The organism is Pectinatus frisingensis, assembly GCF_014076555.1.
GTDB lineage: Bacteria > Bacillota > Negativicutes > Selenomonadales > Selenomonadaceae > Pectinatus > Pectinatus frisingensis.
The window spans coordinates 2,181,232-2,202,552 of record NZ_CP045424.1 but is presented as its reverse complement, the minus strand read 5'-3'; the positions used below and the strand labels follow the sequence as shown (position 1 = coordinate 2,202,552).

At 38.2% G+C, this 21,321-nt stretch carries 28 protein-coding genes; 1 reads left to right on the top strand and 27 read right to left on the bottom strand.

Annotated elements, in window-relative coordinates:
• The 18 genes from F8M42_RS10345 to cuyB all read right to left on the bottom strand — a co-directional run bounded on the left by F8M42_RS10345 (position 1) and on the right by cuyB (position 14,586).
• The gene (locus tag F8M42_RS10345) at positions 1–1,164 is read right to left on the bottom strand and encodes a hypothetical protein (protein WP_182186503.1); all 1,164 of its coding nucleotides are present in this window, start codon (positions 1,162–1,164) and stop codon (positions 1–3) included.
• Positions 1,145–1,603, bottom strand: coding sequence for a hypothetical protein (locus F8M42_RS10340; protein ID WP_182186501.1), 459 nt, complete (start codon positions 1,601–1,603; stop codon positions 1,145–1,147). The genes F8M42_RS10345 and F8M42_RS10340 overlap by 20 nt, the downstream gene beginning before the upstream one ends.
• Positions 1,596–2,153: a hypothetical protein gene (locus tag F8M42_RS10335; protein WP_182186500.1), complete on the bottom strand. Its 558-nt coding sequence runs from the start codon at positions 2,151–2,153 to the stop codon at positions 1,596–1,598. The genes F8M42_RS10340 and F8M42_RS10335 overlap by 8 nt, the downstream gene beginning before the upstream one ends.
• The gene (locus F8M42_RS10330) at positions 2,143–2,514 is read right to left on the bottom strand and encodes a hypothetical protein (RefSeq protein WP_182186499.1); all 372 of its coding nucleotides are present in this window, start codon (positions 2,512–2,514) and stop codon (positions 2,143–2,145) included. The genes F8M42_RS10335 and F8M42_RS10330 overlap by 11 nt, the downstream gene beginning before the upstream one ends.
• A gap of 1 nt (position 2,515) precedes the next feature.
• Positions 2,516–2,956: a pilus assembly FimT family protein gene (locus F8M42_RS10325; protein ID WP_182186498.1), complete on the bottom strand. Its 441-nt coding sequence runs from the start codon at positions 2,954–2,956 to the stop codon at positions 2,516–2,518.
• Positions 2,953–3,492, bottom strand: coding sequence for a prepilin peptidase (locus tag F8M42_RS10320; protein WP_182186497.1), 540 nt, complete (start codon positions 3,490–3,492; stop codon positions 2,953–2,955). The genes F8M42_RS10325 and F8M42_RS10320 overlap by 4 nt, the downstream gene beginning before the upstream one ends.
• On the bottom strand, positions 3,489–3,887 hold the full coding sequence (locus tag F8M42_RS10315; protein ID WP_182186496.1) for a type IV pilin protein: 399 nt from the start codon (positions 3,885–3,887) through the stop codon (positions 3,489–3,491). Before F8M42_RS10315 ends, F8M42_RS10320 begins: the two co-directional genes overlap by 4 nt.
• A gap of 11 nt (positions 3,888–3,898) precedes the next feature.
• Complete coding sequence (locus tag F8M42_RS10310) at positions 3,899–5,122, bottom strand: type II secretion system F family protein (RefSeq protein WP_182186495.1); 1,224 nt, start codon at positions 5,120–5,122, stop codon at positions 3,899–3,901.
• A gap of 22 nt (positions 5,123–5,144) precedes the next feature.
• The gene (locus tag F8M42_RS10305; RefSeq protein ID WP_182186494.1) at positions 5,145–6,158 is read right to left on the bottom strand and encodes a type IV pilus twitching motility protein PilT; all 1,014 of its coding nucleotides are present in this window, start codon (positions 6,156–6,158) and stop codon (positions 5,145–5,147) included.
• Entirely contained in the window at positions 6,145–7,425 is a 1,281-nt protein-coding gene (locus tag F8M42_RS10300; protein ID WP_182186492.1) for a GspE/PulE family protein, read from the bottom strand. Before F8M42_RS10300 ends, F8M42_RS10305 begins: the two co-directional genes overlap by 14 nt.
• Positions 7,422–8,285: a shikimate dehydrogenase gene (locus F8M42_RS10295; RefSeq protein WP_182186491.1), complete on the bottom strand. Its 864-nt coding sequence runs from the start codon at positions 8,283–8,285 to the stop codon at positions 7,422–7,424. Before F8M42_RS10295 ends, F8M42_RS10300 begins: the two co-directional genes overlap by 4 nt.
• A 28-nt stretch (positions 8,286–8,313) precedes the next feature.
• On the bottom strand, positions 8,314–9,849 hold the full coding sequence (locus F8M42_RS10290; RefSeq protein ID WP_182186489.1) for a YifB family Mg chelatase-like AAA ATPase: 1,536 nt from the start codon (positions 9,847–9,849) through the stop codon (positions 8,314–8,316).
• A 16-nt stretch (positions 9,850–9,865) separates the two neighbouring features.
• Positions 9,866–10,441, bottom strand: a complete 576-nt coding sequence (locus F8M42_RS10285; protein WP_182186487.1) for a UbiX family flavin prenyltransferase — start codon at positions 10,439–10,441, stop codon at positions 9,866–9,868.
• A gap of 3 nt (positions 10,442–10,444) precedes the next feature.
• The gene (locus tag F8M42_RS10280) at positions 10,445–10,804 is read right to left on the bottom strand and encodes a YraN family protein (RefSeq protein WP_182186486.1); all 360 of its coding nucleotides are present in this window, start codon (positions 10,802–10,804) and stop codon (positions 10,445–10,447) included.
• Positions 10,805–10,814: 10 nt separating this feature from the next.
• Positions 10,815–11,117 (bottom strand): EscU/YscU/HrcU family type III secretion system export apparatus switch protein, encoded by a 303-nt coding sequence (locus tag F8M42_RS10275; RefSeq protein ID WP_182186484.1) that lies wholly within the window; start codon positions 11,115–11,117, stop codon positions 10,815–10,817.
• 25 nt (positions 11,118–11,142) lie between these two features.
• The gene (locus F8M42_RS10270) at positions 11,143–12,939 is read right to left on the bottom strand and encodes a hypothetical protein (RefSeq protein WP_182186482.1); all 1,797 of its coding nucleotides are present in this window, start codon (positions 12,937–12,939) and stop codon (positions 11,143–11,145) included.
• Positions 12,940–12,952: 13 nt separating this feature from the next.
• Positions 12,953–13,720 (bottom strand): ribonuclease HII, encoded by a 768-nt coding sequence (locus F8M42_RS10265; protein WP_182186480.1) that lies wholly within the window; start codon positions 13,718–13,720, stop codon positions 12,953–12,955.
• Positions 13,721–13,884: 164 nt separating this feature from the next.
• The gene (gene cuyB, locus F8M42_RS10260; RefSeq protein WP_182186479.1) at positions 13,885–14,586 is read right to left on the bottom strand and encodes a cysteate racemase; all 702 of its coding nucleotides are present in this window, start codon (positions 14,584–14,586) and stop codon (positions 13,885–13,887) included.
• A 128-nt stretch (positions 14,587–14,714) separates the two neighbouring features.
• Here cuyB and F8M42_RS10255 point away from each other — a divergent pair, with 128 nt between their 5' ends.
• Entirely contained in the window at positions 14,715–15,650 is a 936-nt protein-coding gene (locus F8M42_RS10255) for a LysR family transcriptional regulator (protein ID WP_229711555.1), read from the top strand.
• A 50-nt stretch (positions 15,651–15,700) separates the two neighbouring features.
• Here the strand turns inward: F8M42_RS10255 and ylqF are convergent, their stop codons facing one another.
• The 9 genes from ylqF to ffh form a co-directional block, all read right to left on the bottom strand.
• A complete protein-coding gene (ylqF, locus tag F8M42_RS10250; protein WP_182186475.1) occupies positions 15,701–16,573 on the bottom strand; it encodes a ribosome biogenesis GTPase YlqF in 873 nt (290 codons plus the stop codon).
• Between the two features lie 104 nt (positions 16,574–16,677).
• Positions 16,678–17,202 carry a signal peptidase I gene (gene lepB / locus F8M42_RS10245; RefSeq protein ID WP_182186473.1) on the bottom strand — a complete coding sequence of 175 codons (525 nt, stop codon included), beginning with the start codon at positions 17,200–17,202 and terminating at the stop codon, positions 16,678–16,680.
• Between the two features lie 75 nt (positions 17,203–17,277).
• Complete coding sequence (gene rplS / locus F8M42_RS10240; protein WP_182186471.1) at positions 17,278–17,619, bottom strand: 50S ribosomal protein L19; 342 nt, start codon at positions 17,617–17,619, stop codon at positions 17,278–17,280.
• 82 nt (positions 17,620–17,701) lie between these two features.
• The gene (gene trmD / locus F8M42_RS10235) at positions 17,702–18,451 is read right to left on the bottom strand and encodes a tRNA (guanosine(37)-N1)-methyltransferase TrmD (RefSeq protein WP_182186469.1); all 750 of its coding nucleotides are present in this window, start codon (positions 18,449–18,451) and stop codon (positions 17,702–17,704) included.
• A gap of 1 nt (position 18,452) precedes the next feature.
• Positions 18,453–18,968 carry a ribosome maturation factor RimM gene (gene rimM, locus F8M42_RS10230; RefSeq protein ID WP_182186467.1) on the bottom strand — a complete coding sequence of 172 codons (516 nt, stop codon included), beginning with the start codon at positions 18,966–18,968 and terminating at the stop codon, positions 18,453–18,455.
• The gene (locus F8M42_RS10225; RefSeq protein WP_182186466.1) at positions 18,940–19,347 is read right to left on the bottom strand and encodes a YlqD family protein; all 408 of its coding nucleotides are present in this window, start codon (positions 19,345–19,347) and stop codon (positions 18,940–18,942) included. The genes rimM and F8M42_RS10225 overlap by 29 nt, the downstream gene beginning before the upstream one ends.
• Positions 19,348–19,415: 68 nt before the next feature.
• Entirely contained in the window at positions 19,416–19,643 is a 228-nt protein-coding gene (locus tag F8M42_RS10220) for a KH domain-containing protein (protein ID WP_182186464.1), read from the bottom strand.
• 15 nt (positions 19,644–19,658) lie between these two features.
• Positions 19,659–19,934 (bottom strand): 30S ribosomal protein S16, encoded by a 276-nt coding sequence (rpsP, locus tag F8M42_RS10215; protein ID WP_182186462.1) that lies wholly within the window; start codon positions 19,932–19,934, stop codon positions 19,659–19,661.
• A gap of 14 nt (positions 19,935–19,948) precedes the next feature.
• Positions 19,949–21,319, bottom strand: a complete 1,371-nt coding sequence (ffh, locus tag F8M42_RS10210) for a signal recognition particle protein (RefSeq protein ID WP_182186460.1) — start codon at positions 21,317–21,319, stop codon at positions 19,949–19,951.
• Positions 21,320–21,321: the final 2 nt, after the last annotated feature.

Sequence of the window (21,321 nt, the reverse complement as noted above, 5' to 3'; positions counted from 1 at the left end):
TTACCTGTTGAAGAAAATTTTCAAAGTGAATGTTAAAACAGTATCATCTGTATCATGGTTGCTGACAGACACCAGATCTATTGTCGGGAAATAATGTTTCTGTAATGCAATAATGTAGTTTTGCAGTGAGGGATAATCATAACTGCTGCCGTTTAATAAGATATCTCCGGTTTCGTCGGTAGTTATGCTGTCAAGCCATACAAAATTAGGTGTTACGGAGCCCAAATTGCTCAATAATGAATAGCAGGACATATGCTGTGGCTTTAAAGTCAGTAAAATTGATTTTCTTTGTACTATGTTTTGTTGATAAAGTTCAAGTGATTTTTTTTGTTCTGATAAATTTGCCATATTTTGCAGTTGAATGATTTGTTGTTTGAACTGATGTTGTGCATCAGCAATATTTAAGTGCAATAATACCAGTAATGATAAAGCGGGAATTACAGCAAGACAAGCTGTAACTGGAACTAATATGGACCAGTTAAGTGTGGATGGCCTTAGATTGTCTGGAAGAAAATTAAGTTGGGTGTCTTTTAATATTGCATTCTGGGCTAATGAAGTAAGATATTCCGGCAAAGCATTATTGTGACCGGAAGGCAGATTAAAGATTACGCTTTGATTATTTATTGACAGGGAAAATTCGTCGGCAGCGGGGAAAAAGCATTGATTTTCCTGACAGGGAAATATGCCGGTGAGTTTTAGGTTGAGCCGGGTCGCAATAGATTGCCAAGTAGAGATGATTGCTTTATTGATCGTATATATATCAACAGACCAACTGTTTTCTGCCGGTGTCTGACGGTAGACTGCGTATTGCTGGTCGATATCAATGGATGGATTGCCTTGTATGTCCCAGTAGACAGCTTTAGTCAATTCATTGACAGGCATGATGGGAAAAATACTGTTATAAACAGTGATATCATATGACGGCAAAGTAATATAAAGTGGTAGTTTGTTATTGGGAAATTTTGTTGTTTTATTTTTTAACTGATCAATAAAGTCATCACTGTTAAGTGGGGAGTTGGTGATACAATGCTCAATATTTTTTATTGTCCAAATGTTTTCGCTAAGTGATAGTTGTGCCAAGTAGACGTTATCATTTTCAATTGTCAATGTAATAATATCTGTATGTTGAGTGTATAGCAGGGTTTTAAATGTTTGGTTGTTCATGATAATCCCACCGTATAATGGATAAGATATGATTGGTTTCCTTGATATATACTGTTATACGCTTGGCAGTATTACCGTATTCTCCCACTGAACTAAGGGTAAAATAAGAAGCACTGTAATTGAAGAAACGCAGTGATACGGTAACTTTAGTCGGTCGGCCATTTAAATCTGCGGTTTCAGTATAAAGAGTTTTTTTATAGGATATGTTTTGATAACGGGCTTCTTTACATATTTGGTCATAGACGGATAAGTCGCTGCAAAGGTCAGCTAGTGTTTTTTCTAAGGCGTTTTCAGCGAGGTATTGTGCATGGGTACCTTCCAAAGTTAGTGACGACATTTTTTGCTCATTGGTAAAAATGAGGAAAAGTCCTGAGATCAGAAAAAGCATTGGAAGTAAGAAAGATATGCCAAGCAGTGTAAAAAAACCTTTTTCATTCATTTTTCACCTCATACATTATTCTTTGTCCAAGTACTGTGGCAGCGGATTCCAGGTAAAAGTATTTTTGGGTCATTTGGTGTCTTCCTTTAAGTTCGATTGAATAGGTGCGATTGTTATCAAAGACCGATATTGGTTTGCAAGTAAAGCGAATTGCAGTACTGCAAAAAGTATTATCACCGGTTATAGGATTATTGTTTTTGAGTATACGGGAATAATATTTGAGATTGTCTTGACGATATGTTATATAGGTTGGAGTGGAGTCGGTGCCACCGGTAGCAGCACGTGTCTTTATGATTATGGTATCATGACCATTTTCCTGGGAAATGATTACTGATTCAGCATGTTTTATATCTTGAAGCATGCATTCAGCGGCAAAATTCATTTGGGTACGCAGTTCTATTTGATAGAGATTTTTAATATATAGATGCAGTATCGATAGAAGTAATACAGTAAGACTTAGTGAAATGATGACCAATAGATTCAGCGATAGCAGCGTCTCTAATAGTATACTGCCGGTATTATTTTTATATAGGAATTTATTAATTTTCATATAATATTTTACTCAGTATTAATTCAGTAGGAATTGCAGACGACTGCCAGTAAATCGTTGTAGTAATGATTTTGAATACACCGGAAGTTGCTAACGTGGTTTTTATATGGAAAGTGAAATCGTTTTTTTCCTGAAAATAATCAGTCAATATACCATCAGAAATATTTTTTTCTCCGGCAAGCAGGCGTCCTTCGGAGATGGAAATTTCCCGGCGGGCAAAATAAACAGCAGTTAAATGCGCTGCCGCAGTATTTTGAGAGCGTGCATAAAGTTGAAAAATGGTGAAGATCATGCTGCTGGTAAGAAGTATGATGCTCAGTATGATTATTTGCGATAATAAAAAAAATCCTTTTTGGTTCATATTAGTCACCCATTCGTATACGGCCATAAGAATTAATTATGACTTTGGCTGTATGATTTTTACTTGTTATAGTTATCGTTGCTGTTGTGGCAGTATAATTGTCACCGCGATTGAAGGAAAATACATGTCCCCTGTTGGACAGCATGGTGACACCGTCAGGGAGTTTAACTATAATTGGTTGGTTTGGTGAAGTCATATATATTTCATATGATTGGGAATTTATGATGATATGAGAGTTAAAGGGATTTTTTGTTTCATGAGGCTGCATAAAACTTTTCTGTTGAATGAGCCTCAGATTGCTGACAAGATATTGGGCAGCAAAATCTACCCTGGTTTTTTCCGGAGACAAAATTTTTGGTAAAAGCAGTGAAAATGACAGCATTATTATAAGTAAAGTTGCTAATAACTCAATAGATACAAAACCAGCACTGGAGTTTCTCATAAAATACACCAATAGTTTGTTATGCGCATTAATTCTTCACTTAGCAAAAAAGTGATACTCCCGCCTAATGATAGAAAAGGGCCAAAAGGCATAGGTGTGGTAATAGAAGCTTTATGGCATTTGATTAAGAATATGCCGGTAAGGACGGCACTGAGCACTGCTATTGTAATTGCTGCTGTTATGAGAGGATACGGCAGCCAAACAGCCAGACAATAACTCATCTTAACGTCACCACCACCCAATGAATTCGTTAGAAAATATATTGGAAGAAAAATGAAACTTATGAATAGTAATGAAAAACCTATATCCAGTAGTGAAATATTGGTGCGATGCATTGTTTGATGCAATGCACCGATAATTAATAACGGCAGTAATAATTTATTGGGAATGATTAATGTTTTGTAGTCAATATAAGAAATTTTGGTTAACAAGTAAAGTAATGATAATGTGCTGACAGTTTGCTCAAATATATTTGTTGGGAAATAATATAGAAAATAGAATGAAATATTTGAAAAATTAGATATTAATGTGTTCATTTTTCACCGGTCCCAAAATCTTTTAAAGGACGTTCCTGACATAAAGCAGTTTCACCGATAGAATCTAGAGTGTATGATTTAGCAGTTATTTTTAATTTTTCACCGGTTTTCAGAAAACAAGTCCCCTGTGGTGGTGATAATTCATCAATATTATCAATGTAATTGCCCAAATCTTTTTTTAGATCGGTGGGATTTTTGCCATATTGAATAATATGCATGGCAATAGCAGTATTTAATGTCTGTAAATCTGACTGAATTTTTGCTGTATTGGCCAGAGCTATCGAATTATTGAATTTTGGAATTGCTAAAGTGGCTAATATTCCTAGTAATACAATAACTATCATCATTTCAAGCAGGGTGAAACCACGGCAGTCTTTAAAAACAGATTTTGTCATGAATATTCTCCTCACATAGGAATTTGTGATGCGGCTTCAAACATGGGTAGGGCTACGGCTGCCACAAAAATTCCGATAAATATTGAAATTATAATGATCATGCAGGGTTCGGCAAGAGCAATAATTCTTTTGTAAAGTAAATCCGTATCATTTTGATAAAATTCAGCTGTGTCATTCATTAATTGTGCCAGGTTACCGCTTTTTTCTCCGATAGTAAGCATTTGCATAAATAGAGGCGGTATCAGATCGCTGCCTGATAGAGCAGCTGATAGTGAATGACCTTTTTGGATACCGAGTTGAGCTTTGTTTAATATTTGCCTGAAGCAAATATTGGGGGTATTATCGGTGATTATCGATAGTGCCTTGTCAATTGTGATACCGGAAGCAATCATAATTGACAGTGCGCTGCATAACTGTAATAGTGTAATATTAAGCAATAATCTGCCCAACAGCGGAATTTTAAAAATTAGTAAGTGAAAGATATTTTGCCGACGGGGAGATGATTCATATAATATTTTGCAGCAGAGAAATGTCAATATGGTAAATAATGTCATCAGAAGGCCATAGTTTTTTATAGTCAAGCCTAAGTATAAAACTATTTTTGTAACCAGTGGCAGGGAGATATTGAGATTATTAAATAATTCGATAAACATTGGTAAAATCACCATAAACATTATAATCGCGGTCGTTAGGAAAACACTTATGAGGATAAGTGGATATATGGCAGCTGTTTTTAATTTTTCTCTGGCTGAATAAGTCTGTTCCAGATAGACAGCTGCTTTTTGCAGCATTTCGGCCAATTGACCACTGGTTTCGCCTATTGTGACTAGCGTAAGAAAAGTAGGTGGGAAAAATTTTTCATATGGCAGCAAACTGTCTGAAAAGGTCTTGCCGGTTTGCATTTGCAGACAGACTGCAGATAAAATGTTTTTGGTTGTTTTATTTTTATTTTGTTGTTCAATGTTCTCTAGAGCGTCTTGAAGAGTAATGCCGGATTTTAGCATTATGCTCAATTGACGGCATAACGATGTGACAGCAATTAAATTTAAACTGCTGTTAAAAAGCGAAAGAGCAGTAAAATATCGTTTTATGTGGGAAGTTTCTTCTGACAGACTGAGAACAAAAATATTCTGCACCCGTAATAATTCAGCTGCTTCCCGACATGAATTGGCCCAAAGTGAGCCATTTATCAAATTGCCGGAATCGTTTTTGGCGGAATATACGTATTTTTTCATAGTTTATTTCTCCAAAATGTGATTATGTGATGAGTTTTTTGCGTTGCAGTTCAGTTATGGACATTTCCATTGTCTGCATGCCGGCTTTTTTACTTGTCTGCACAATGGATTTTATTTGTTGAAATTGGCCGGCGGCTATCAGATGTCGTACGGCATCAGTGGCAGTCAATATCTCCATAGCGCAAATTCTGCCACCATTGGACATAGGCAATAATTGCTGCGCTATTATTCCTCGCAGTATTAGTGATAATTCTAATCGTACAATAGTTTGCAGTTGTGTCGGAAATAGACCTTCAATGCGGATAAGCGATTCGACTACATTGGAGGTATGCAGGGTAGATAAGACCAAGTGACCTGTTTGTGCTGCAGAAAAAGCGGCCTGCATTGTTTGCTGATCACGTATTTCACCGATAAAAATTATATCGGGGTCTTGCCGCATGGCACTTTTTAGAGCAAGTTCAAATTCGGTGAAATCAGTACCATATTCACGTTGATGGATAAGACTTTTGGCAGATGTAAATAGATATTCTATGGGATCTTCTAATGTAATTATATGACATGGAGTTTGTTCGGCACGGTAGGCAAGCATGGCGGATAATGTGGAAGATTTACCGGAACCGGATGGCCCGGTTATTAAAATCAGTCCGTTGTTGTTACGGATAAAATTTTTTAATATAGGTGGGTATTCTTCACTTTCCAGTGAACGTACGTGATTGTTGATAAGGCGTACAGCTAAGGCAATATGCTGATTTTGTTGGTATATATTTATTCTTAATCTTTTTTTGCTAACTGTATGTGCTATATCGACAGTATTATTTTTGTGCCAGGCAATATTTTCCCGATCATTAAGTAAATACCGGAGAAATTGATGCAGTTCCTTGGTGGTGAAAATTACAATCGGTATCAAGGGCATAAGAAGTCCGTCAACGCGGAAAAAACAATTTCTATCGGCAGTAATGTGCACATCAGAGCAATCGGCCGGCAGGTTAAGGATAAGTTCATTGAATTTATCAAGGCAGTTTCTATTTGCTGTCATCGTCGATTATCCTCATGATTTCATCTACAGTCGTTTTATTTTGCATAGCTTTAGCTAAGGCATCATATATTAATGGCTTCATACCATTTTTTATGGCAATATCTTTTAAGATGGTACTGTCTGGAGTATTATTTATTGCTTTTTGCATTTCAGTTGCAATGGGGAGTATTTCTTGTATGGCAATTCTACCGGAGTAACCAGTGCCGTGACATTTTTCACAGCCACTTCCATATAATAAATTAGTTTGTGAATAGTTATGTTTTTTAAGAAAAACTGTTTGTGGAGAGTTTGCTGTAAAAGTTTTGCGAGTTGAGCAATTAGGACAGATACGGCGAAGTAATCTTTGAGAAATACAGCCGATTAGTGTAGCTGACAGTAAATATGGTTCGATACCCATATCAAGCAGACGCAAGACAGCCGTAACCGCATCATTAGTGTGCAGGGTGGTTAATACCAAGTGCCCGGTAAGTGCCGCACGTATAGCTATTCGTGCAGTTATTTCATCACGTATCTCACCGATGAGAATAATGTCGGGATCCTGCCGCAGGACGGCCCGCAGACCATTTTCAAACGTAAGGCTGGTTTTTTCGTTAATCTGAATTTGTGTAATTCCGGAAAGATTACATTCTATAGGATCTTCGATAGTAACAATATTTTTTTCCGGTGTATTCAGTTTGTTTAAAATAGCGTATAGAGTCGTTGTTTTACCGGAATTAACAGGACCGGTACTGATAATAAGACCACTGGTATGATTATAAATATTTTCAAATGAATATTTATTATATTTTGATAATTCCAATTCATCTATATTAAACAGTTTTCCGGAAGTATTTAATAAGCGTAAAACCATTTTTTCTCCCAAAATAGTTGGCAGTACCGATATGCGTAAATTGATCATTTTATTGGAAAATTCGTAAGATAGGCTGCCGTCTTGCGGTTTCCGCTGCTCAACGGTATCCATACCGCTGATTATTTTGACTCGGGCAATTATGAGTGGATGCAGAGGCAAAGCAAGTTGTGCGTAGTTAATTAAGATGCCATCAATGCGAAATCGAATGGTCAGTGTTTTATTTTGTGGTTCAATGTGAATGTCGCTGGCTTTTTGCAAGATGGCATCGGTTATAATTTTATCAACTAAAGTGACAAGAGGCGCACCGCTTATATTAAGATCCAGTCGGTGGCTATCAGAAATATAGTTGGTTGTTGGCAGAGCTTTTTTTGCCAAATCAGCAAGTGATACATTGGGAGAGATTGCCGTATTTTTCATAATTTTTTCTGCAGTGCATCGTGCAGCGCTATACGCATAAGGTCAATGTCAATATCTTTTCGTCCAAGCCATTTTTTTAGTGCGGCTGCACCCTGTCCGGCCAGCATATATTCACCATTAAGTATTGGGTGTCCCATGGTTTCGGCAGTTTTTAACAGTTTAGTCTTTTCCGGGGTATATATTACATCATAGACAAGTGTGGAAGCCGGCAGCAAAGATATATCTATAGGAGGCATTTCATCTATATGCGGATACATTCCTAAAGGTGTTGTATTTATGAGCAATGGTGTGTCATGCAGTATTTTTTTGAATTCGTATTCTGTCCAATTATATGTATGAATATCTGTCAGGTGGCTGAAATCCGCAGCAGTGTGCCGGGCCCTGTCAATATTACGGGCACCGATATGTATTGTTTTTATACCGGCGGAATGTAATCCGTAGATGACAGCTCTGGCGGCACCACCGGCACCTAGAATCACTGCTGAGTTGTTTTTCAGCGGGAAATTTTTAGCATATAAGGCATTAATGAATCCTTCATAATCAGTATTATAACCGTATAGTTTATTATTTTTGATGACAACGGTATTAACTGCACCAATCAATTGTGCAGCAGGATCGATATTATCTAAGTATTGCATGATATTTATCTTATGTGGAATAGTTATATTAAAACCGCAAAAATGCAGCGCTTTGAGTCCCGCCACGGCAATTGGCAGATCTTTTTCATTTACTTCCATGGCAATGTAAGCATAGTCGAGCTGCATGCTTTGCAAAACGGTATTTTGGATGACGGGAGAAAGAGAGTGATGTATGGGATTGCCAATGACGCCAAGATTTTTAGTGTTTCCGGTATAAAGCATAAAGATACCACCTTATTATGAGGTAAAATTATAAATCATTGATAGATAAATTATTTCTGAATTGAACGGATTCAGCGATATGTTGTTCCGTTATATGTGGTTCACCAGTCAAATCGGCAATAGTCTGACCAACTTTTATAAGTCGATCGTAAGAACGGGCACTTAATTTCATCTGATCAAATATCGTTTTTAGCATAGTCTGGGCACTGTCTGTCAGATGGCAGTGTTTTTTTATGAGAGCGTGATTCATTTGGGCATTGCAGTGCAGGTTATATTTTATCAGACGCTGGATTTGAATTTGCCGGGCTTTTTCTACTCTATTGCGTATGGAAGCAGAATTTTCGGTTTTTTTGTCATTCATCATTTCATTATAGTCGATACGCGGTACTTGGATGTGAATATCAATTCTGTCAAGCAGTGGTCCTGATATTTTCTTGGTGTAACGTTTTATTTCATGCGGGCTGCAAGTGCAGGGTCGGTCTTTGTCCCCGAGAAATCCGCACGGACATGGATTCATGCTGGCAATAAGCGTGAAATGCGAGGGAAAAGTATAGGAAGCATTTACACGTGAGATGGATATTTTTTGATCCTCCAGCGGTTGACGTAGAACTTCAAGTGTTGATTTATTGAATTCTGGTAGTTCGTCTAAAAACAATACGCCATTATGGCTTAATGTGACTTCTCCAGGCTTGGGAATTGTTCCGCCACCAATCATTCCGGCGTTGGAAATAGTGTGGTGGGGGCTGCGAAAGGGGCGTTGTGTTATGAGTCCGTTATCTCTTTTTAAAAGGCCGGCAATGCTATAAATTTTGGTAACTTCGAGCGCTTCCTGTGAGCACATTTTTGGCAGGATAGTGGGCATTCGTCTGGCCAGCATGGTTTTGCCGGTGCCTGGAGCTCCGCACATGAGGACATTGTGACCGCCAGCTGCGGCTATTTCCAAAGCTCTTTTAGCCATGAATTGTCCCTGTACATCAGAAAAATCATCCATAATTTCATGTTGTGCAGTATTGTGAGAAAAATTGAAATTTTGTTTAGCTGGTGATAATGAAACCCGTCCAGTCAGAAAATCTATTAGTTCAGTTAATTTTTGAATAGGATGTATCTTAAGACCGTCAACCAATAACGCTTCCTGTTCATTGCCGGCTGGTAAAAACAACGTCGGTATATCTTGCTGGCGGCAGCGTATGGCTATAGGCAGTATACCTTGGATGCATCGCAACTTTCCCTCCAAGGAAAGTTCACCGGCAAACATTGCGTTTTGACAGACATTTTGCGGTAACAAGCCATATACTGCTAAAATTGCCACAGCTATGGGTAAATCAAGACCGCAGCTGTCTTTTTTTAAATCGGCGGGAGCTAGATTAATGGTAATTTTTTTTGCCGGCAATTTTATACCGGTATTTTTAATTGCTGTTCTTACTCGCTCTTTAGCTTCACGGACAGCGGCATCGGGTAATCCGACAATATCAAAAGCCGGCAGGCCATTGGCTGAATCAGCTTCCACTTCTATAAGGACACCGTCAATGCCGGCAGTTGTCGCACCAAATGTTTTGGCAAACATAGAAATCACCTGCCTTTTAATATTCGCCTGACCAACGATTAAATAAAGTGTTTTTGATATGCAATTGGTCGCAGATTTTTCCAACCATGATATTGACCAGATCATCTATTTTATCTGGTTTGTGGTAAAAACCGGGACATGCCGGAACAATTTTTATACCTATGCGGGATAATTTGAGCATATTTTCCAAATGGATAGGACTTAAAGGAGTTTCCCGCGGTACCAATACAAGCGGTCGTCCTTCTTTTATCGTAACGTCGGCAGCACGAATCAGGAGATTATCAGATATACCAGCTGCAATTGAACCAATGGTCTTCATTGAACAGGGAATGATAACCATTGCATCGCAGAGAAATGAACCGCTGGCAATAGCCGCTCCAATATCATCAACATTATATATGAAGTCGGCAAGATTTTTAATGGTCGGCATTGTTAAATCGCATTCATATTGTAATACTTTCATACCGGAATGTGTTATTACAAGATGTGACTCAATATTGACCGAACGTAAAATTTTTAAAAATTTTAATGCATATATAGAACCACTGGCACCGGTTATACCAACGATGATACGCTTTCTTTCATTATTCATATATCAGATTTCGAATGCTCCTTTTATGTGATTTAATCTATATTGGTCAGAAAAACTATAGTAAATTTCAATAATATCAAAACGATAAGAAATAGATGGATTTTGGTGCTGCGCTATATAAAGCTGGGCAGTATGAATGATTTTTTGTTGCTTCTTATGGTTTACTGCCTGTCCTGCCGTGCCGAAAAAATCGTTTTTACGGGTTTTGACTTCTACAAATATGATCATTTTTTGCTGACGCACAATGAGATCAATTTCACCGTACTTTGTTGTATAGTTTTTGGCTAGAATTATATATCCATATTTTTTAAAATAGTCGGCAGCATATATTTCACCTAAATTGCCGATTTGTTTATTATTCATAATCGCAAACTCATAAATCTGTTTTTGATTTATCACGTTTGTCGATGCGATAAACATAAGCTAATATTTCAGCTACTACAGCGTACATTTCAGGTGGGATCTCACGATCCAGTTCTAATGCCATGAGCATACTGAGAAGAGTTTTATCTTGATATATTGGTACAGCATTGCGTTGTGCCGTTTGCAAAATGCTTTCGGCAGTGTAACCGCGGCCTTTAGCAATTACTCTGGGGGCTTTTCCCTCTTTTTCCCGATAGCGCAGGGCAACAGCCTGCCTGTCAGGAACAGTTGGTTCTTTTTCTTGGTCATCCATGATGAATTTACTCCTAAAATAAGGTTTAGTCTATGGCACCGATTTTTAATTCGGTGAGGACGAGTTTTGTTTTGTGGAGATAAGTACGCAGTTCTGGTAGATAATCTTCAAATGCAATCGCTGTATTACCGTTGGAAAAGGCCAAACGAATATTCAACTGTTGTTTATTATACAGGCGCAGAACAATTTCTACCGCACCGGCGTTTTCTGTTAAACAGCATACCCGAAACCAGGTTTCATGTTGTTCTTCATCAGAATTTGAACCTTTGTGCTTGTCATCATAGATATTAATATAGGCTGGGTAGCTTTTTTGCTCGTCAAAAAATATAGGAATGATAAAATCTAATGATTTTTGGGTAAGTGCTGTTGCGGAACCGGTTGAAAAAGAGTTGTTCATTATTTTAGAAAAATCGTTGATATCTTTTCCTGACTGTTTTAATGATTCCGCATCGGTTTCATTAATAGTGCTGATGTCACTAAGCTGGATAAAAGCCCATAATTTTGCCAGATTGGGTAAACCTTGTTTATCTGCTGCCTGCGTGATGAGTCCCGGCATATTAGTGGTGATGACTTGTAGAACTTTTTGAAGCTGTGCGGCCTGATTGTCAGGTAAAGTAGTTTGTGTTCCGTTTATAAAGTTTTTTATTAAAGTGATATCAGTAGAAGTTAATTCGTTGTTCTGTAAGGCAAGCTGGCCTAATTCACGTAGAGCATTGATAGATTGAGGCGTATTATTAAATAAATCAGGTAATAAAGGCATCTGAGAATTTACCACTGCTGGTGTGTCAAGTACCTGACTAGTTGTTGCATCCGCTATAATTGAAGTGTTGATATTTGCTTTGATAGCAGCAGCCTGTTTTAAAATTTCACCGGTAGGGATAGTAGCGTTGTTTTCTTTTAATACAGAAGAATTTGTTTCAATTACAGATGGTGGAGCAGAAACATTTTCTTTGCTGATAGATGTGGTGTTTTCAATAATAGAAGTGGTAGATGTACTTTTATCAGTTGCTGTATTTGTTGCTATATTATCGGAAGAATGAGTCGAAACGATTGGGCGAGGGTCCTTGATAGCCGGTGTTATATCGGACGGAGAAGAACTGTCAATGGATTGCTGGGCAGCAGTCTCAGTATTGTCAGCCGATTGTTCTGTGGTTGCGGTTGGTTTGGTAAAGGTTATTAATGCATCATCTTTAAATAGGGCAGTTAAAGCATTTTTCAATGATTGCAAGGGTTGATTGATGGGAGTGTTAATTTCAACGGAGGAATCATTGGATTTTAAAAGTTGTTTCAGGGTGTCTGGCAGCTCGGATAAATCTTGACCATTAAGGAGTTTGAATGCGGTTTTTACTAAGTCAACTGTTGTAGGCATGTCTCCTGTCTGCGCTGTCAATGAACGAAAAGATGTTAAAATAGTTTTTATGTCAGTTGGTAATTCTGTAAAATCACCATTTTCCATTAGATCACCTAATTGGGTAAGAAATTTTCCCAAAGTAGCAAGTTGATCAAAAGTATAGCGGCGTATTTGCAAAGTATCCCCCAGACTTTGTGCCAAGGTTTTATCAAGTGAAAAAGAGTTTTGTAATATATCTTGTACTAATTGTTGTAGTTCAGGAGATAAACTGCTGATGGAACTATCTTGCATATTGGCTATTTCTGATAAGATACCGGATAAATCAGAAACAGCATTTTTTATAGACAGATTGGTTTGAGGACGCGAATCAGAAGGGTCACTTACTATTGGGTCAGATGAAGTGCTTTTGATAGGAACTGTTGGTTGTGAATTTGTTGCATTGGTCGGATTTATTCCTGTTTGCAGCGGCATGAGTATTTCCCCCTTAATCGCTGAGCATTGATTTTATCGGTTCAAAGGAACGTCGATGTAAAGGACAAGGACCGTATTTTGTAAGAGCGATAACATGTTGTTTTGTCCCATAGCCTTTGTGCTGAGAAAAACCATATTGTGGGTATTGTCTATCATATTGTATCATCAATCGATCTCGTTCCACTTTGGCGACTATAGAGGCAGCTGCAATAGAAGCACTTTTTGCGTCTCCTTTGATTATTGACAGATGGGGAATTTCAAGATCATCAAGAGGAGTGGCATCTATGAGTACTTCTTGTGGTACTGTTGGCAGATCATAGATTGCGTTATACATGGCATTCATTGAAGCTTGATATATATTTATGCGGTCAATTGTTTTTTCATCGATAAAAGAACGGCTTATTGCTATTGCCTGGTCAAGAATCTGCTGGTAGATTTTTTCTCGGGCGGCAGCAGATAATTTTTTCGAATCATTTAATTTAGGAATATAACAACCGAGCGGCAATATAACTGCTGCAGCAATCACCGGACCGGCCAGTGGACCACGGCCGGCTTCATCGACTCCGGCAATATATTTTAATCCCTGTGCATGGAAATGATATTCATATTTATATAAATTATGCAGTCGTTTTTTTTCGGCCTGTTCATTTTTATAATGTGATAAAAGTCTTTTTACTGTTTTACGTTCATCTATTTGCAGGGCAGTGAGTAAATTTTCTGATACTTGTGGAGATGACAGTAAGACAGCAATATCTTTAGTGGATAAATTTGTAAGATTCATAATAGCACCTGTGGTAAATAATATTTTATATGATGTAAAAATAAAATACACCTTATAATTAATTCTTTATAAGGTGTATTTTTTCCTTGTTAAGTTTGTAATTTTATAAAATTTTGTTAATTAATTGGTTTAATTGGTATGATCAGCTGAGCGATAAACGCTGTTCACAGGTAGCTTTTACATGGAGCTCCGGCAAAACGTACAGCAGATTCTGCCAAAACCTGAGTAGCATCGATAAAATGCCCGGCAATATTATAAGTTTTAATTGCCAGAGGCATTTCTGTGCAGCCAAGTATAAATGAAGCAGCACCTTCTTGACGCATTTTTTGTAATACAGATTGAAAAGGCTGGGTATTATAGTTGTCATTACCGGCCTTGACTCCTTCAAAAATTATTTTGTGGCAGATTTCTTTTCCTGCATCATCAGGAACAGATACGTTAATATTAAAATTAGCAAATATTTTATTGTATATACCGGAAGTATATGTGCCACCGGATGCAAGTAAACCGACATGATTAATTTGCTTGCTTACGCAGTATTTTGCTGTTTCTTCAATCATATTCAAAAATGGTACACGTAAATGTGGCTGTAGCTTTGGTAAAAAATAATGTGCTGTGTTGCAGGACATTATTAAGAAATCAGCACCAGCATCGGTAAGCCGATTGACTGATTCTAAAAGCTGAGGAACCGGGGATGGACCTTTTTCCCAAATGGCTTCGGAACGATCTGGAATAGATGTGTTATTATCAACGATAACATGAATGTGATCCTGGTCTTTTTGTGCATCGGTCGATAGGATGATTTTTTTTAGAAGATCAACTGTGGCCATGGGTCCCATACCGCCGATAAGCCCGATAGTTTTCATTTTTTACACCTCTTAAATTATATTGTTGCTTGTTTTTAGCATAGCATTGCGCAATAATATAATCAAATACATATAATGATATAATTCCTATAAGAAAAATTTATATAGAGGCGAAAATTGTGCAAAATATGGAATATGTTTATGCGGTGTATCGTGAAAAAAGTTTTTCAGCAGCGGCCCGTAAACTTTTTATTTCTCAACCGGCATTGAGTGCTGCTGTAAAGAAAGTCGAAAAAGAGTTGGGAATGCCGCTTTTTGATCGTTCTGCTCTTCCTATTCAATTGACCACGGCGGGTAAAGCATACATAAAAGCAGTTCAACAGATTTTGACTATACAAAAAAATTTAAAAGGTTATATGGGAGATTTGGCAAATTTACAAAGTGGTAATCTATCATTAGGTGGAACAAATTTTTTTGCATCATGTATGTTGCCATTTATGATAAAGGCTTTTAGTAAAAACTGTCCAAAGATTCAATTGCGTATCACTGAATCAGATTCAGCTGACCTTTATGCAAGATTGCTGACTGATGAAATAGACTTGATAGTCGACAGTGGGTTATATAATGTAAATTTTTATGAGAGCATCCCATTGATGGAAGATCATATTTTATTGGCAGTACCGATTAATAATAGACAAAACAGAAATCACCATGCGGCCAGACTGACACAAAAAGACATCATAGCGGGAACAGTTAATGATGAAAATATTCCGGCCGTAGCATTGGCCGATTTTGCCGGAGAAGATTTTTTATTATTGGGTCGTGGAAACGATATGTATCGGCGTTCACTAGGATTATGTCGCAACAGTGGATTTTCTCCTAAAGTACGACTTTATTTAAATCAGTTAATGACAGCCTATCACATGGCAAGACAAGGGCTGGGGATAACTTTTCTTACCGATTCGCTAGTGCGGAAATCAATGCTTAGTGATGCATTGGTATATTATAAAATAAAAGATCCGGCGACTACTAGAAAAATATTTATAGCGTACAGGAAAAATGTTTATCAAACATCTGCGATGCAGGAATTTGTACGTCTCAGCAGAAATCTGTACAATAAATAAGTTTGATTGGTAAAGTCAGACTGGGATAAATATTAAGTTGAAAACACTGCTTAAGCTTGTGGTGATTCCAGGGAAATTTTGCCGAGCCGGCCGCTGCGAAAGTCTGTGAAGACAGCTGTAATAGTTTTTTCTTCATCTATAGTGCCGCCCTTTACCAGATAACCTCGTTTTTCTCCGATTATCGATAATAATTTTTCGTTTGTAGTAGGTAACTCAGTAAGTTTGAAACGATTTTGCAGCGCATGCGGATAATGTATTCTTAAAAAATCCAGAAGTGATAATACTACATTACTTTTGTCATATACATCATCATTTATTGCACCGGTAAAAGCAAGATTTAATCCTACTGAAGGATCATCGAATTTGGGCCATAAAAGACCGGGCATGTCGAGTAGATCAATGTTTTTACCGATTCGTATCCACTGTTTGGCGCGAGTGACACCAGGGCGATTTTCGGTTTTAGCGGCAATTGTACCGGCCAGACGATTAATAAGGGATGATTTACCGACATTAGGTATGCCAACAATCATGGCACGGGCACTGCGTGCTTTAGCACCTTGGGCAGAAAAACGAGAGGTTTGTTTTTCTGTCAGCCGGGCAATTGTCTGGGTAAGTTCTTTAATATTTTTTCCTTTTACAGAGTCTATGGACAAAGCTGACTTCCCCATGCGCTTGTAAAATTTTATCCATTCACGGGTAATGCCGCTGTCAGCTAAATCAGCTTTGTTTAAGACAATTATATGTGGTTTATTACCTATCAATCCCATAATTATAGGATTAGAGCTGGATAGGGGAATGCGGGCATCGAGAAGTTCAACTATTATATCGACTACTTTTAGATTTTCTTCGATCAGACGGCGGGCTTTGGCCATATGGCCGGGAAACCACTGAACTGTAGTAAGAGGTCTTTTTTGTTCATCCATTTTAGTCACCTTTTTTATTTATTGAAAAAACGTCGGTGTTTTTACCGACGTTTGATTTCTATTCATCAGAATTATTAAAACGATGAGACTATATTGCAGTAAATTCACGGTAAGGTATGTAAATTACTTAAAGGCCAAAAAACCAGCACGGCCTTACCTTTTATCAAATCAAACGGAACGAAGCCAACATCGGGGAAACGGCTGTCTTCAGAATTATTGCGATTATCTCCCATCACGAATATATGTCCGTCTGGTATGGTGGTGAGTGGATAATCACCTCTAGTCTGGCTTAAGATGAAAGGTTCATTTTGCAGTTGATTATTTACAAAAACATGACCATCTTTGATTTCGATGGTATCACCAGGAACAGCGATGACTCTTTTAATGAAGTCACGGCTGGGATCGCGGGGATATTGGAATACCAATATTTCTCCTTTTTTCGGAGTACGAAAATGATAGATGAATTTATTTACTACTAAACGTTCATGGCTGAGTAGGGTTGGCTGCATAGATGGGCCGTCGACCAGATAAAGTTCAACTATAAAGTGACGTATAAATAAAGCAAGTACTACTGCAATGACAATTGATATAATCCAATCTTTAAGTTCGGCACCCAACGATTTATTCATATTCAGCCTCCAAAGGTAAATTTTAGTTAAAAATAAAGAGGACTGCCTCAAGCCGCAGTCCCCAATAATGAATTATCAGCGTCTTTCTTTGATACGAGCGGCCTTACCTGTCAAATTACGTAAGTAGTAAAGTTTTGCCCTGCGTACAACGCCTCTGCGTACGACATCAATTTTTTCCAAGCGTGGTGAATGGACAAGAAATGTACGTTCAACACCGATACCATAAGAAATACGTCTTACAGTGAACATTTCACGTACGCCGCTGCCTTGGCGGGCAATGACAACTCCCTCAAACATTTGGATACGTTCGTGAGTTCCTTCAACTACTTTTACATGGACACGCACGGTGTCACCTGACTGGAATTGAGGAATATCTTTCCTCAACTGTTCCTGCTCTAAAACCTGGATGATATTCATTGTGTTTCCTCCTTAATATCAATCGTTCATGGTATACTTCCACCAGAGGACCGATTGCAATACTTTTTTATTCTAGCATAGTTTAATTTTTGGTGCAATCATTTTTTAGTTTTTTAACAGCGTTAAGTTTTTCCGGTGATAAATTAATTTTATCTAACAAGTCGGGACGTTTAAGACGGGTTTTTTCTAAGGCCTTGATTCGGCGCCATTCATCAATTTTTTGATGATTCCCTGATAGCAAGACATCAGGGACAGTCATGTTTTTATAATAGCGTGGCTTGGTATACTGCGGATATTCCAATAAGCCGTTATAAAAAGAATCAGTTAAAGCTGATTCTTTTGATCCTAAAACATCAGGCAGCATGCGGCATACGGCGTCCACGATAACCATGCAGGCCAGTTCACCGCCAGTCAAGACATAATCGCCGATAGATATTATGTCCTCAGCCAGATTTTCGGTAATGCGATTATCAAAACCTTCGTAATGACCACAGATGAATATTAAAGAATCATAGGTAGACAAATTTTTAGCTGTTTGCTGCGAAAATGTTTTTCCCTCGGGTGACAGCAAAATAACACGGGTATTTTTATTAGTTGGAAGTGTATTTTTTACAGATGCCACGGCACGAAAAAACGGCTCCGGTTTTAAGACCATTCCGGCACCGCCGCCAAAGGGAACGTCATCTGCCTGATGGTGGCGGTCATAAGTAAAATCGCGGGGATTGGTAAAATTAATATTAATTATATGTTTGTCCAGCGCCCGTTTTATTATACTGTGACCGAAAGGACTGTTGAACATTTCGGGAAATAAAGAGATTATATTTATATCCATATTAATTTTCAGTTGGCATGATAATATCCATGCGTTTATTATTTATATCAATATTGGTAACAACTTTTTTTAAAGCAGGTATAAGTAATTGACCTGTTGTTTTTTCAATGACATAAACATCATTACTGCCGGTTTTCAGAATGTCAGTGATTACTCCAAGAAAAACACCATTTTCATCAAATACATCCAATCCGATTATGTCGAAGAAATAATACTCACCTTCGGCTAATGGAGCGGCATCAGATTTGGCAATCTTGAGGAATTTACCGGTTAGAACGGCAGCTTTTTCCCTGCTGTCAAAACCATTTATCTGCATGATAATAAAATCATTACTGGGATGGGCAGCTGCAATAGTAATAACAGTACCATCTATATAGGCTTTATGCAAATTATTGAATCTGTCAGGAAAATCAGTAAGTGGATAGACGCGTACGTCACCTTTTATGCCATGCGGTTTACCAATCCGGCCAATTGTCAGGAATTCCTGGTTAGTCGCGCATTTCAATGATTTTTCCATCTTCGACTAAAAGCTCCGTATTCATTATTCCCGGCATGGTATCACCAATTTTTACTTCAACCAGACGCTGTAAAGTTCCTTGTACTACTTCAGCCCCGACTTCTAATTCTTCGGTATCGGTTATTTGATTTTTGATATTTTCCCGATAGGATAAACGTTTTTGTTTTTCTTCTTCCATACGCTGTAGCAGCATGGAAACGCGCTGTACATCACCGGTACTTTGTTCAGCTAAGACTTTTTTCATATCTTTTTCGATATGTGATACTTCGGCATTGATTTTTTCAATTTGCCGGCTGAGATTATGCAGCATGTCGGTTTTGAATTTTTCCGTTACTTTTGCTTTGACGGTTATCGGGCATTGCAAAGTTATTGTTTCCATAATTATTTGGCCTCCTCAATGTTATACGACAACAGCGGCAAGGATGCAAAGTCCGTTGCCGCTGTGTATCAAATAATATCAACTATGACTTTTTTATATTCACGAGCTGCCGCGGCTTTAACGACAGTGCGTAATGCTTTAGCAATACGACCCTGCTTACCGATAACTTTTCCCATGTCATCATCGGCAACGGAAAGTTCATAGACGAGTGTTTCACCATCGTTTTTTTCGTTCACGATTACCATGGCGGGATTGTCTACCAAAGATTTTGCTATAAGCTCAATAAGCTGTTTCATATCATAGCCTCTTTCTTAATTCTTCGCTTTTTTTGCTGCGGCGAATTTAGCCATTGTACCTTGTTTGGATAATAATGATTTTACTGTATCAGTAGGCTGCGCACCTTTAGTCATCCAATCGATGACTTTTTCTTCATCTATATTTACGATAGCCGGGTTTTTGGTTGCATCATAATTGCCTATGATTTCAATAAAACGACCATCACGGGGAGCACGTGCATCTGCTACAACGATACGATAGAATGGACTTTTCTTTGCCCCCATACGGTTAAGACGGATTTTTACTGCCATTTGATTTCACCTCCTTAAAATGGGAATTTCATGTTACCTAATCCCTTTGGAATTCCTTTCAACCCTTTTTTGCCTTTTAAATTAGTCATTTTTTTCATCATTTTTTTCATTTCGGTAAATTGTTTTAACAATTTATTGACGTCCTGCACATGTGTGCCGCTGCCAGCAGCAATACGTTTACGCCGGCTGCCGTTTATTATTGCAGGATTATTTCTTTCGGCAAAAGTCATTGAACGGATAATAGCCTCAATGTGGGCTAATTCTTTGTTGTTTTTTAAATCCATATCGACATTGCCAAGCTTTTTTTTCAATCCGCCCATGCCGGGCAGCATGCCAATAATTTTATCGAGTGAGCCAAGTTTTTTTATCTGCTGCATCTGGTTTAAAAAATCATCAAGCGTGAACTGATTCTTCCGGAGTGCTTTTTCCATTTTTTTGGCTTCACCGGCATCGAATGTTTCCTGGGCTTTTTCGATGAGTGATAACACATCACCCATATCAAGAATACGGGAAGCCATGCGATCCGGGTAAAATGGTTCCAAAGCTTCAATCTTTTCACTGGTACCAACAAACTTTATAGGACAACCGGTCACGGCTTTTACAGATAAAGCAGCTCCGCCACGGGCGTCGCCATCCATTTTTGTTAATATAACACCATCCAGACCAAGATCAGCATTAAAGCTTTCCGCCACATTAACAGCATCCTGACCAGTCATGGCATCTACAACGAGCAATATTTCATGGGGATGAACAGAAGACTTTATAGTCACTAGTTCCTGCATGAGAGCTTCATCAATATGAAGTCGCCCGGCAGTGTCTATGATGACAATGTCATTAGTATGGCTGACAGCCTGTTGTATGGCTTGTCGGGCAATATCAACCGGATTACTGCCCTCAGGCAGTGAAAAAACCGGAATGGCAAGCTGATCACCAAGCACCTGTAACTGTTTTACGGCAGCCGGACGGTATACATCGGCCGCGACAAATAATGGATGCTTGCCTTGTTTCTTGAACATGACGCCAAGTTTACCCACAGAAGTGGTTTTACCGGCACCCTGCAGTCCTACCATCATTATTATTGTGGGAGGATTAGGGGCAATATTTATTCGACTTACCGAGCCGCCCATCAGATCAGTAAGTTCTTCATTTACTATTTTTATAACAGCCTGTGCTGGGGTAAGGCTCTCTAATATGTTTGAACCGATGGCTCGTTCCCGGATTTTAGCTACAAAATTTTTAACTACCTTAAAATTTACATCGGCTTCAAGGAGCGCCATTCGGATATCACGCATTGCTGCATCAACGTCGGATTCTGATAATCGTCCATGACCGCGCAGTTTTTTGAAAGTATTTTGTAATTTTTCACTCAAAGATTCAAAAATCAATA